Raw genomic sequence first — 13,067 nt, 5'->3', positions numbered from 1 at the left:
CTTTCCGTTCAAAAGGCAGCCAGAAAACTGTCCTGATTGCTGACGGCTGATCGCTGACGGCTGATGGCTCTTGGTGTTGGCATGGCCTGACCGTGACTCTGCGTTTACCCTGTGGGCCCCAAGGCTCTGAAAGGTTTCAGAACGACCTGAGCACCTACACTCAAAACATGACCGTCCGCATCGTGCAAGGAGACCTGCTGGAACAACAGGTGGAGGTGATTGTGAATGCATGGAACCGCAACATCATCCCGTGGTGGTTGCTGCTGCCTCAGGGGGTGTCTGGAGCCATCAAACGCAAAGCTGGCCTCTCCCCTTTTCAGGAACTGTCCAGAATGGGACCCATCCCTCTGGGTCAAGCCGTGCACACAGGCGCAGGAACCTTGCCTTTTCAGGGCATCATCCATGTGGCTGGCATCAACATGCTCTGGCAATCCAGCGAATTCTCGGTGCGCCAGAGCGTGCAAAATGCCCTGCGTGTTGCAGACAGCAAAGGCTACCGTTCCATTGCTTTTCCTTTGATCGGTGCAGGCTCTGGAAACGGCAATGCCGCCAGGATCGAACGGTGGATGCTGGAGGAGTTTGCCAACAGCACTTACTCTGGCGACATCCTGCTGGTGAAATACCGCAGATGATCAAAAGCCTGCTCTGGCTTTTTCCCTGAAGTCAGGTCCATGTTTTGCCCCCTGCACACCTTCATGGTCGAACTGGCGGGACTTGAACCCGCAACCATCCGCTTATAAGACGGACGCTCTCACCATTGAGCTACAGTTCGGTAGCCAAAGGGAGCAACACTGAACCGACCCGAGGTCTCGGGCAGCGTGTTCAGTGGGTTGCAGGTATTCGTTTCTGCATGTGTGCCAGCAGTTTATCAAAAAAGGAACGGAAGTGGACTACTCCAAATGGCAGACCTGAGGGCCCCCTCTACACCAAACCACCTACCTTGAAGCTGTGCCATTCGACAGATTCCGCTTCTTCCCTTCCCTGTTAAGATCTTTCTTGCTCTGACCGTATGCAGAGCGCGAGCGAGGATGGTGGAATCCGGTAGACACGCTGGTCTCAGAAGCCAGAGCCGAGAGGTGTGGGGGTTCAAGTCCCCCTTCTCGCACCACATTTCAAGACCTGTAGGGGCGAGGCGTGCCTCGCCCGTTGCAGAAGGCAGAAAGCCAAAAAGCCCAAGCTTTGGTGCAGCAGAAATGCCAAAGAAGCATCTCTTCCGTAGCTCAATTTGGTAGAGCAACAGACATCCCTGCCCGAACACTTGCCTTCCTCTGGAGGGCCGCAGGATGGGGGTTATCTTAATCTGTGGGTTGGAGGTTCGAGACCTCCCGGAAGGGCTTTTTGCATCATCAAATCAATGATCTGGTGGCTCAGTTGGACAGAGCACACGGCTACGAACCGTGGGGTCGGGGGTTCGAATCCCTTTCAGATCACCAGCATGCACCCATCGTCCAGCGGTCAGGACCACGGATTTTCGATCCGTTAACGGCAGTTCGAATCTGCCTGGGTGTACCAAATTTTCCCCGACTCTGGTCGGGGTTTTCTTTTACACGAGGCATCAAAAAACCCTGCCAATCCAGAGCAGGGGACCAAAACAAAAAATTCGCCTCCATGGGCGACTGATATATACAGTGTATACCGATATGCATTATTCGTCAAGCATATCCATGGCATCCCTCAGAACCTCTGGGGCCTCCAGAGCAGTTCAACGCCAGTCCTCAACTTTCCGAAAAGAGGCATCAGAAACTGTCAGAGCACAGGCATCAGGGGCAAGAATTGGCATCAATGATGAGAATTTAATGATCTTGATGTTAGGAAAAACCGTCTATGCTGAAATCCATCTTGTTTTTACAATGAAACATGGCTTCTTGTGCCTGTATTTTCAATGCATTGAGGTCTGGAGGTGGGTGGTTTGAACAGACGCACATCACAATCTGTCCAAAATCAGCGGCAAAATGCCCCTGACCCTTCAAATGTGCTTTTGCAAAAAAGAACCCCTCTGCCAGACCGGCCCGAGTGGTTGGAACAAGCCATTGAAACACAGATCAAAAAGAAAATCTGCCTTGAATTTCAAGAAAAAAAGCTGGATGAACTGGAACACAAATTGCGAAACAAGGATCGGGTGTATTTGGGAATCTGCTACACGATTGTTGGCTCTCCTGTGGTCCTTTTTGTCATTGGATGGGTGCAAAAGGGATAAAAAACATCCAGCCAGAGCACCCCTTTTCCAACCCCACACCCTGTAACCGCAAAGCCAAACTGCTGAGCCTTTTGATAAGCCCATGTGCAGATTCCTTGCTGGACAGCTTTCTTTAAACTCTGGGCATGAACACTTATGAAATCAGGGCCATTTACAATGCACACACCCTCCGGGTTTATCAAGCTTATCCGCCCGAGGTGGCCATCCCAGCACTGAAAGCAGGCCGTTTTGTGCCCCCCTTCAAAATGGAACGCATGACCTGGATCAAACCCTCGTTCACCTGGATGATGTACCGCTGTGGGTTTGGCAGCAAAGCCGGTCAGGAGGTGGTTCTGGGCATCGACATCACCCGAGAGGGGTTTGAATGGGCTCTGGCGCACTCGGCCCTGTCCCATTTTGTGCCTGCCCTGCACACCTCTGAAACCCATTGGAAAGCAGAAGTGGCTGCCTGTCCTGTCCGCATCCAGTGGGACCCAGAGCGGGATGCCCGTCTGAATCCGATGGCAGGGGTGCGGTCTTTGCAGGTGGGGCTTTCCAGAGAGGCTGTGCAGAAGTACGTGCGTGAATGGATTGTCGGCATCGAAGATGTGACTCCCATCGCCCATCAAATGGCAGAAGCCAGAGCCTTTGATCTGGCCTCGGGGGTGTGGCCCCACCAGCAGGAGAGGATCTATCCGATTCCAGAGGTGTTGCAACAGAGAATTTGCCCTGAGCACTCGGGGCGTTAAGGATTGCTGATTCAGATCAAAAAAGAATTCCTGACCAGAGGACAGGGACCAAAACAAAAAATTCGGCCTTTCGCCGATTGATGTCTATAAGTATACGCCGGTATGCACTATTCGTCAAGCATATCCATGGCATGTCTAAGGTAAGCGTAAAGTCTGACTTTTGGCATGTCACTTGAGAAAGCGGTCAGCGTTCAGCCCTCAGCGTTCAGTAAAAAGCTCACCTTGAGGCTTTTGCTTTTGACAACAGCCAGACACAAAGACACAAAATGAAAGCCACTCAGATTTGAAGCTCAACAGGCAGCAAGAAAACTTTCCTTCTGGCTGACCGCTGATGGCTGACGGCTGATGGCTCTTTGTATTGGCATGGCCCAACAGCGACTTTGCACTTAACCTGGGCATGTCTTGAGAAAGAGCAGAAGGCTGAAGGCAGAAAGCTGTCCCAGAGTGTCACACCCTACCCTTCCTCTCCCCCTCAGACACAAACTCAAAATTCAGCGTCCAGAGCACCACCCATCCCCTTTATGAACCTTGGAGCCTACAGAACTTTGTCACACCTGCTTTTTGCAGCTTGCCAGTTTTCCCTGACCAGAGCAGCATTTTTCCAATGTCACGCCTTGAAGCCAGAAGGCCAAACGTGACAAAGCCTTTGCCCCAGCACCAGAGCTTTCGCCTTTCGCCTTCTGCTTTTTCAGCTCTCGGCCTTCAGATTTGACCCCGGTGCCCCACCTACTGGCAGAAGACAGAGCCTGCAAGAAAAGTGGGGGTGACTGGCCCCATAAGCAGGAGCGGGTTTATCCTCTTCTTAAGTTATCATCCAAGAGCACACCCAGTTGAGCAATCCAGTCGAAGCCACCTTACAAACGGTTAAAACTATCGAGCTCTAATAAGATTAAAAAGTTTACTAAACAGAAAATATACCTTATAAGGGTTTTCCCCTAGTATGCTATCTATATGTCTAAGAAGTAGTTTAATGTTGTAAGCACAGAAAAAAGCCACTATTTCTACACATCGGTAAGCCGAAACAGTAGATCAGAAAGAGAGGGACCATGCATACAACAATACTCCACCTTAGCGATATACATTTTAAGGTAGCACATAGCAAACTTACAGATGTATTAGCCCAAAAAATTGCTCGATCAGTATTAAGCACAATAACCAGTTACAGTAAATTGATAACAGTAGTTTCTGGAGATATAGCTTTTTCTGGAGCCAAAGAGGAATATGACGTTTTTAAGGATTTTTATGATAAAATGACAACCCTAATTAATAATTCTGCCAAATGCACTTCCTTTGAATTTGTAGCAGTTCCCGGAAATCATGATTGCGACTTCTCAGACAAAGACCAAAACGTTATCAGAGAAGCACTTTTAACTTCTTTTGCCTCAGGTAATAAAAAAATCCAAATTGCTAATTCTATTTCCAAAGTACAGAAAAATTTTTTTGATTTTCTTAAAGAAATGACCAGCTTAGATATGGCACCAGATAACAGATTTTTTTATATTATAGAAAAACATAATATAAAATTCCTTTGCTATAATACTGCTTGGTGTTCTAAGCTACATGAACAACAAGGACAGCTTTATTTTCCTATTTTTCATGACCTCAACTTAACAAGTGAAGATTTAGTTGTAGGCATTCATCACCACCCTTTAAACTGGCTTACCGCCGAAGACGCAGCAAGCCTGAAATTAGAATTAGATAAACATTGCAACTTTGTTTTAACAGGTCATGAGCATCAAACTGACTTTTACGAACGAAACAGAGATGGAGAAAGAACCGTACACTTTGAGGCTGGGGCCATACTAGAGTATAGGCCTCAGAGCATATTTAATGTGATTACAATTGATACCGAGAATCGTAAATACAAGTACGTTAATTTCTTATCCAAGAAAGAAGGTAATTTTAGCGAGATAAATAAACAGACTAATTTTCTTGATTTACCAGATTCAAAGATATCTAAAAAATTATCTCTAAGAAACGATTTTTCCTCGAAACTTTTAGAGTTAGATTCCATAATATTACCAGACAAAAGCCTTGCTTTTGATTCCTTATATATTTATCCAAATCTAGAAATAATAGAGCTTGATAAAAAGGATGGACAAAATGAAATAGTCAAAGGGGAGGAGATTGGAGAATTCATTCGAAAGCATCGTAAAGTAGCAATTCATGGAGCATCGAATTCTGGAAAAACTTCTTTATCTAGAAAGTTATTTCGGGATTTATATGGACTTGGATATGCTCCTATTTTATTAGCTCTATCTGATGTAAAGCGTACTAAAATTCGCGATTTTGAAAAACTAATAACCTCCATAATACCGCAAGAATATCATGACATAGACCTAAATAAGTATATGCAGATAGATATTGATAAAAGATGCATTATAGTAGATGATTTTGACATTGCAGAAGAAAATGAGGAATTATTTTTTGAGATTGAAAAATATGTCAATCCTAATTTTAATATCATTATTTATATTTCATCAACCGATGCCTTAGAGAATGTCATAGAAAGCATGGGAAGTAATTACTTAAACGGAGTAGTAAGATGTGAAATAAAAGGATTAAATCCATCCGCAAGAAGTAAATTAATGGAAAATTACTTACTACAGACCAGTGCAGACAGGAGTAAAAACAGGTTATTTTATGATCGCTTAACACAAGCAGAAAATACTGTTAATACTGCCTTGAAAACTAAATTAATATCACCTTTTCCCATCTATGTATTAGGAATCATACGACATTTTGGTGATAATCCAAACAACGATTCTATAGGCTCAAATAACTTTGTTTATGATTTGCTAGTAAAATACAGCCTAGCTAAAATAAGTCCAAATGATGCAGATGTTTCTACCATAGAAACATATTTAGCGAATTTAGCCTTTCACAAATATAAAACAAATGACAAAATTCTCGATTACGATTTACTTTTTGATTTTACAAAGAATCATCTTTTGGATTATTATATATCACATATCTCAGCTCGAAGTTTAATAGAAAAACTTCTTGAAGCCGGAATAATCAAAGATCTCAATGGGATCTATAATTTTAAACACAGACACCTATATTATTATTTTGTTGCTTTATATTTAAAAAATAACATGAGTGAAGCACAGACCCAGATTTATATCAAAAAATTAATAGAAAATCTGGACAAAAGTGATAATGTAAATATTATGATGTTCTTAGTATTTTTAACTAAAGATTTCACTATTGTTGAGGATATAATGTCATATTTAGAAAAAATGATCTCTAATTTTAAAGAAAAAAACATTGAAGACTGCAATACTCATTTAATAAAACTCTCAGAAAGAATACCGGATATTATTTATGACGATAAACCAGTAGAGAACAATAGAGAACATATCCTTTCACAGATAACGGAGGACGATGAAGATTATAATGATGATAAGAATCTAGAAAACCTAGAAGTCAGAGATAAATACCTAAAACAAGTAGTATTATCGTTAAGAATCATGGATATGTTAGGACAAATAGTAAAAAATCACATTGGTTCTTGGGAGGGTGCAAAAAAGTCTCTAATTCTCGAAACATGTTATAGAACATCTCTCAAGGTAACTGGCGCTCTTCTAAATGTATTAGAGTATATTTTAGAAGAAATAACCACAAAGTCTGTTGAAGACTTTAAAAACAATGAAAAGATTAAGGATATTAATCTAATTTCAGTCGGTAAACGTAATGAATTGCTAAACAAAACCCGTGGTGCGATAGTTAGTCTTATGGAATATGTATGCCTTGGATTAATAGACAAAACGGCTAAGTCAATTGGCTCTAACAGATTAATGCCGATCTATTCTAAACTAAACCTAGATACTACAAAATTAAACATAAAACTATTAAATTTATACGTTAGGATGAATTATAATGATAGATTTCCAGAAGCTGACGTGAGAGACATATATGATCAATATAAAAATAATATATTTTCTTCTAGATTAATACAAAGATTGGTTATAATGCACTTTACTTTTTATCCGGCGCTGCCAGCCTTAAAAAATCGCATGCTAGATGCTTTAGATATACAAGTTAACAGAAAAAATCTTTATCTACAGTCACTGAAGAGACATGAAAACTAATACAAAGGCAGACCATATGGTCTGCCTTTGTATTTTAGTCAAGATTAAAAATTTTTAGAAATAGATTTATCTCATCCGCACTTAGAATATCCGCAGGCTTGGCACTTGACGCACCCTTCTTCACGGACCAGAGCTTTGCTGTCACACACCGGACAAACACTGGTTCCAGTTTGCACAGCGTCACCAGCAACGACTTCAGAGGGTTCCTGAACATCGGTGCTTGCCCCCTGAAGGTGTGCCACCTCAATCTTCTGGGTGGGCTTGTTGAAGGTTTCCAGAGCCACAGCCACCAGATCCGCTTTGGACCCAACCAGCCTGCCGTTGTAGCTTCCGTACAGCCCACCATTGATGCCCCTCAGGGTCTTCACCAGAGCGCTGGCAGGCACCCCGTATTGCAGGGCAATGGACACCACACGCCCGAGGGCTTCGCTGTCGGCATTGGCTTCATCTCCGGCGCGGCCAGAGGTCACGATCACTTCCACGGGTTTGCCCTGCGTGTGGTTGATGGTCACCAGGAAGCTCCGGCGGTGCCCCGTCGAGGGATCGGTCAGTTTCACCATGTCGGTGATCCCTTCCAGACGGCTCGGGCGGTCAAACACAGGTTTGCCGGGTTGGAAAGCTGCAACGGCTGGTGCTTTTTCGCCCTCGGCCCTCGGCCCTTGGCCCTCGGCAGCTGTCACTGGCGTTTCAGTGCTCTCGGCTTCCTTCTTCTTGGTCGTCTTGCTCGTGCTCAACACCTGAAACTGACGGGACCCGTCGCGGTACACGGTGATGCCTTTGCAGCCCGTGACGAAGGCTTCATTGTAAGCGTCCTGCACGTCTTGCACGGTGGCTTCGTTGGGCAGGTTGATGGTTTTGGACAGGGAGTTGCCTGCGTAACCTTCGGCGTCAAAGGCCCTCTGGACGGTGCCCTGCATGCGGACGTGCTCGACGGGTTTGATGTCGTGGGCGCACACGAACACCTGACGGATGGCCTCTGGGATGAAGTCCAGTCCTTGCAGGCTGCCGTGGTTGTTGCTCACAGCGTCGGTGATGCGGTCCCAGTCCCATTTGCCGTTCTTCTCGAAGGCGGGGGCAGCAGGGTAGGTTTCCAGCAACTCCACAAAGAGGGGGTGGAGGAGGGCTTTGTACTCGCTGCCGATTTTTCTCCAGATGAAGGGAGAGAACACCGGTTCGATGCCCGAGGACACGCCCATCAGCATGCTGGTGGTTCCGGTGGGGGCCACGGTCAGCACGGCCACGTTCCGGCGGGGTGCGTGGGGGATTTTGTCTTTGTTCTGGGGGTCCTGACTGATGGCGTAGTATCCGCGTTCAGATCCAAGGCGTTCGCTTTCTGCAATGGCCTCTTCACGCAGGACGCTCATGATTTCGTAGATGGCTTCGCGTCCAGCTTCGTTGTCGTAACGCAGGCCCATTTTGATCAGGGCGTCTGCAAGGCCCATCACGCCCAGCCCGAGGCGGCGCAGGGTCTGGCTGGCCACGCGGTTGTCTTCCAGAGCGAACACGTTCACGTCCAGCACGTCGTCCAAGAAACGCACGCACTTGCGCACGTCCTGACGGAATTCTGCGAAGTCGAAGCTGCTGTTTTTCACGTAGGCCGCAAGGTTGATGGCCCCGAGGTCGCAGGGTTCGCCCACGGTCAGGGGGATCTCTCCGCAGGGGTTGGTGCTCTTGATCTGGTAGCGCTCCCCGAGGTCTTTCAGGGCGCTGTATTCGTTGATGCGGTCCACGAAGATCAAGCCGGGTTCGCCGGTGCTCCATGCGTGTTCAGCGATCTGGTCCCAGATCCACTGGGCAGGAATGCCTCCGTCGTAGTAGGGCACCCCTTTGGCCCCGTCGATGTCACGGACGGGCAGTTCGGCATAGGTGCCTTCATATTTGGCGTGGATGGGTTCGATGTAGTACTTGCCGGGCACTTCCTGCGCAGCGATCTCCCAGAGGCCGTTGGCTTGCAGCACGTCCCAGAAGCGGTTGCTGACCAGAATGGAGATGTTGAACGTGGAGATGTCCCCTTCGGAGGCTTCCCGGTCCAGGTCTTTGGCGGTCAGGAAGTCCAGCACATCGGGGTGCTCGATGGAGATGGTGGCCATGCCTGCACCGCGACGGGTTCCGCCCTGACGCACCACGCGCAGCACGGGGGCGTAGCAGTAACGCAGGGTGTTGATGGGGCCGGAGTTCTCTGCCCCGAGGTTGGCCCACTCAAGGAAGTTGTCAAAGAGTTCCACAAGGAAGCTGACCGGACCGGAGGAGGTGCCACCTGAGCCTTTGATGGGGCTGCCTTCGGCACGCAAGGGGGTCAGGTCAATGCGGGGTTCGATGCCCACTTTGGCGGTTTCGGCCACGGCTCTGGCAGCGTCCACGATGCCGCCCATGTCGTCTTTGACGGGAAGCACGCCCTCTGGAAGGGTGCGAACCACGCTCACGCCGTTCTGGCGGGCGAGGGTCACCAGTTCCATGGAGATGCTGGTTCCGTAAATCACGCGGGTCCAGTTGCGGATCGCCATGGGTTGCTTTTCGCCGTCAGGCTGGGTGGGAGGACGCATCATGCCTTCAATGAAGTCGTGCACGTCTGCGTGCTCTGCGCTCATGTAAGCCCAGCCACGCACGCCCTGATCGGCGCGGGTGTTGGCCCCTCTGGGGGTGTACACATCGAGGTTCACCCCGTTGCCTCCGCCGACTTTGGTCACCAGAGCCAGTTTCTTGGCGACTTCCATGATGCCTTCAAAGCTGGAGGGATCGTTGTCGGTGGCCCCCTGCACGAAGCAGTTCAGCACGTTGCCGTGCTGGGTTCCGGCTCCGGCCAGCACGCGGCCTCCGGGGCAGAATTTTTTCTCGGCCATCAGGTCGAAGTACACTTGAGTCCACTTTTCTCGGGCCTCGACAGGCTCGGCACCGGCCACCCATTTGGCGATCCGTTCGAACATGCCAGCGATGCTGCCGTCTCCTGCTTGCATGTACTGGCGTTTGGCGATGTGCTGGGCGTTGTCGTCGAACTGGCTGAGGGTGCGGGTCTCAAGTTGGGTCATGGGGTACTCCTCCTGATGCTGTGGGCGTTGTGCTTGCGGGGTGCATTTGTAAGACGGTTTTTACGTTGTATACAAATCCGTAGACAAAACCCGAATGCTCGACAAAGCAAAAACCCTCTGGACTGCTTCTCTACAGGTCCGTTGGGTTTCCCTTGGATGAGAGTACTTTAATACCAAATACGGTACTGTGCAAGTCTTGACAGTCTATATATGATGCCTTATAGCCTTTCAATTGGTGTAACTTCACAATCAAAAAAATGAGGTTCCAGTGCAGGAAATCTGGTGCCTTTTAAGTTTAAAGCAGAATATGAACAAAGTGTCACGGTCTGTGCTCTGGTGCACAGGTCGGGTCCAACGGTCAGATATGGTACACCTCTGGTCCCCAGAAGTCCATGACAAGTTGCCCCATTCAAAAGGCCCAAAAGGCCCCCCTCAGGCACCTCAAATTCAAAAAGCCTTTTCCAGAGCCCTGCATCTTCCCTTTTGCTTTTCAGGGTGGGGTTTGCTGCCCTGCTTGAATCGCTTCAAAGTGCTCATTCCCTTTGCAGGGGCCTTCTTTTGAACCCGGTGTAAGCCCACGGGTTTTCCCGTATGATGGGCCCATCACACCGATGAGCGTGCCCCATGGAACCCTTCACCACGGTCCCAGACCCACAGGCATGCTCTGGGAGGAACATGCGTTTTCTTCGTGCTCTTGGCTGGCTGTTTTTGCTGATTCTGATCTTGATTGCAGGGGCCATCGGCTTCCTGTATTACCGGACCTACACCCCCAAAGCAGGCACCCTCAAACTGCAAGGCCTCACCGGAGAGGTCCGCATCAACTGGGACAGCCACGGCGTTCCGCACATCAAAGCCGCCAGCAGCGACTTGGATGCCATTTTCGCTCTGGGTTATGTGCACGCACAGGACCGCATCTGGCAGATGGATTTCCAGAGGCGGGTCGCAGCAGGTCGCCTCTCTGAAGTGATCGGCGAAAGCGTCTTGCCTCAGGACAAGTTCTTGCGGACCTGGGGCTTTTACCGCGCAGCAGAGCAGGCTTACCCCGCCCTCTCGGACCGCTCCAAGCAGATCGTGCAGGCCTACACCGGAGGGGTGAACGCCTACCTCGCCACCAAAAAACTGCCTCTGGAATTCACCCTGCTGGGCTACCAGCCCGAGCCGTGGACCGCCATCGACACCCTGAGCTGGCAAAAAATGATGGCTTTTGACCTCGGGGGCAACTGGGACGATGAAATTCTGGCAGCTCTGGTCCACAACAAGCTGGGCGAGGAGGGCCTCAAGCAGTTCTTCCCCCCCATCCCCAGCACCGATCCCACCATCCTGAACAAAGCGGAGCTTCAGAAAACCAACCTGTTCCGTGAACCTGCAACCACAGAAAGCCCGGTCACCCTGTCCGATCCCACCCTGAACGGTTTGATGGCCCTGAAAGACATTCAGGCCAGTCTGGGCATGCAGAAGGTGCCAGACAAGGGCTCCAACAACTGGGTGGTGGCAGGCAGCCGCAGTGCCACAGGCAAACCCCTGCTCGCCGACGACCCCCACCTTTCCCTCAGTGCCCCTGCGCTCTGGTATCTGGCCGAAATTCAGGGACCCACCCTCCATGCCATCGGAGGCACCATTCCGGGTCTGCCTGCCGTGGTGATCGGAAGAAACGACCGCATTTCCTGGGCTGTGACCAACACCAACCCGGACGTGCAAGACCTCTTTATCGAGCCCGAGGGCACCCCCCTCACCGAGCGGGAAGAGACCATCAAAGTCAAAGGCAAACCCGACGTGAAAATCACCGTTCGGGAAAGCAAGCATGGTCCCATCATCAGCGACATCAACGAACAGGCCAAAAGTCTCGGGCAGGTGGTCAGCCTGAAATGGACGGCATTGCAACCCGCAGACACCACACTGGACGCTTTCATCGGCCTGAATTACGCCCAGAACTGGCAGGAGTTCACGGGAGCCCTCAAGCTGTACATCAGCCCCACCCAGAACTTCCTGTACGCCGATGTGGACGGCAACATCGGCTATTATGCACCCGGCAAGATCCCTTTGCGTGATGGCTGGGATGGCAGCGAACCCGTCTCTGGAAGCAAAGACTGGAAAGGGTTCATTCCCTTTGAACAGCTTCCCCACGTCTACAACCCCGAGAAAGGCTACATCGCCACCGCCAACGAGCGCCCTGTGCCCGAGGGTTACCTGTATCCTCTGGGCGCCGATGAACTGTTTGCCACCCGCTACCGCAAAGCCCGCATTGTGGAACTGCTGGAAGCCACCCCCAAACACACCGTCGATTCGTTCAAGGCAATCCAGCACGATTCTTACAGCCTGCTCTGGCAGGACCTGAAACCTTATTTGCTGGCCACCAAACCCCGTTCTGAGGCTGCACGTCAGGCGCTGGACACCCTGAAAAGCTGGGACGGCTTCCAGAAGCAAGAGAGCATCGGGTCCACGGTTTTTGCTGCGTGGTACAAGCAACTCACCTACATGATTCAAGACGAGTTGCCCACCGAGAAAGAACGCAAGCACCCTTATTTTGTGCTCGGACAACTCCAGAACGACGGCCTGTTCTGCAAAGGCCCCAACAGCAACAACTGTGCCGAATACCTCTCGCTCAGTCTGGACCGGGCCGTTCAGGACCTCAAGGGCCGTCTGGGTGAAGACCAGAGCACCTGGGAGTGGGGCAGGTTGCACAAGGCCTACAGTGCCCACGTCTTCAAGGACAACCCCCAGGTGGGCTGGCTGTTCAACCGCTTCACCCCCACCGATGGCGGACTGTACACCGTCAATGTGGGCACCTACGATCAGGAGCATTACCTGCAAACCCACGGGGCCAGTTACCGACAGATTGTGGACCTCGCCAACATGGACAACAGCCTGTTCGTGTTCTCGCTGGGCCAGAGCGGCAACGTGTTCAGTGCCCATTACAACGACCTCTCCCCCCTCTGGCGGGATGGAGAGCTGATCCCCATGAAGTCTTTTGATGGGGGCCAGAGCCTGATCCTGCAACCCTGATTTCAGGTTTTTTCAGGGG

5 protein-coding genes and 5 tRNA genes are annotated in these 13,067 nt (G+C 49.8%); 8 read left to right on the top strand and 2 right to left on the bottom strand.

Annotated elements, in window-relative coordinates; genetic code table 11:
* Positions 1-167: 167 nt before the first annotated feature.
* A complete protein-coding gene (locus Q371_RS19780) occupies positions 168-632 on the top strand; it encodes a macro domain-containing protein (protein WP_034343753.1) in 465 nt (154 codons plus the stop codon).
* Positions 633-696: 64 nt separating this feature from the next.
* Here the strand turns inward: Q371_RS19780 and Q371_RS19775 are convergent.
* A tRNA-Ile gene (locus Q371_RS19775) sits at positions 697-772 on the bottom strand.
* Positions 773-1,022: 250 nt separating this feature from the next.
* Between Q371_RS19775 and Q371_RS19770 the strand changes: the two genes are divergently transcribed.
* From Q371_RS19770 to Q371_RS19735, 6 genes are all read left to right on the top strand, one after another.
* Positions 1,023-1,108: transfer RNA gene (locus Q371_RS19770), tRNA-Leu, on the top strand.
* Positions 1,109-1,209: 101 nt separating this feature from the next.
* Positions 1,210-1,334, top strand: a tRNA-OTHER gene (locus tag Q371_RS27285).
* A gap of 22 nt (positions 1,335-1,356) precedes the next feature.
* Positions 1,357-1,433 (top strand) — tRNA-Arg (locus Q371_RS19765).
* Positions 1,434-1,437: 4 nt separating this feature from the next.
* Positions 1,438-1,512 (top strand) — tRNA-Glu (locus Q371_RS19760).
* Between the two features lie 810 nt (positions 1,513-2,322).
* On the top strand, positions 2,323-2,925 hold the full coding sequence (locus Q371_RS19745; RefSeq protein WP_051964871.1) for a DUF4291 domain-containing protein: 603 nt from the start codon (positions 2,323-2,325) through the stop codon (positions 2,923-2,925).
* A gap of 1,046 nt (positions 2,926-3,971) precedes the next feature.
* Positions 3,972-7,019, top strand: a complete 3,048-nt coding sequence (locus Q371_RS19735) for an anti-phage protein (RefSeq protein WP_034343743.1) — start codon at positions 3,972-3,974, stop codon at positions 7,017-7,019.
* A gap of 71 nt (positions 7,020-7,090) precedes the next feature.
* Here the strand turns inward: Q371_RS19735 and Q371_RS19730 are convergent, their stop codons facing one another.
* Positions 7,091-10,045: an adenosylcobalamin-dependent ribonucleoside-diphosphate reductase gene (locus Q371_RS19730; protein ID WP_034343740.1), complete on the bottom strand. Its 2,955-nt coding sequence runs from the start codon at positions 10,043-10,045 to the stop codon at positions 7,091-7,093.
* Positions 10,046-10,720: 675 nt separating this feature from the next.
* Between Q371_RS19730 and Q371_RS19720 the strand changes: the two genes are divergently transcribed.
* Positions 10,721-13,048: a penicillin acylase family protein gene (locus Q371_RS19720; RefSeq protein WP_034343736.1), complete on the top strand. Its 2,328-nt coding sequence runs from the start codon at positions 10,721-10,723 to the stop codon at positions 13,046-13,048.
* The last annotated feature ends 19 nt before the right edge of the window (positions 13,049-13,067 follow it).

It is taken from the genome of Deinococcus misasensis DSM 22328, assembly GCF_000745915.1.
In the GTDB taxonomy this organism is placed as follows: domain Bacteria; phylum Deinococcota; class Deinococci; order Deinococcales; family Deinococcaceae; genus Deinococcus_C; species Deinococcus_C misasensis.
Note: the sequence above shows the minus strand (reverse complement) of the source record. Positions and strands in the feature narration are given on the sequence as shown.

Bases quoted from the DNA above. Each gene is read 5' to 3' on its own strand.
- Q371_RS19780 (WP_034343753.1), top strand. From the start codon at position 168: ATGACCGTCCGCATCGTGCAAGGAGACCTGCTGGAACAACAGGTGGAG.
- Q371_RS19745 (WP_051964871.1), top strand. From the start codon at position 2,323: ATGAACACTTATGAAATCAGGGCCATTTACAATGCACACACCCTCCGG.
- Q371_RS19735 (WP_034343743.1), top strand. From the start codon at position 3,972: ATGCATACAACAATACTCCACCTTAGCGATATACATTTTAAGGTAGCA.
- Q371_RS19730 (WP_034343740.1), bottom strand. From the start codon at position 10,045: ATGACCCAACTTGAGACCCGCACCCTCAGCCAGTTCGACGACAACGCC.
- Q371_RS19720 (WP_034343736.1), top strand. From the start codon at position 10,721: ATGCGTTTTCTTCGTGCTCTTGGCTGGCTGTTTTTGCTGATTCTGATC.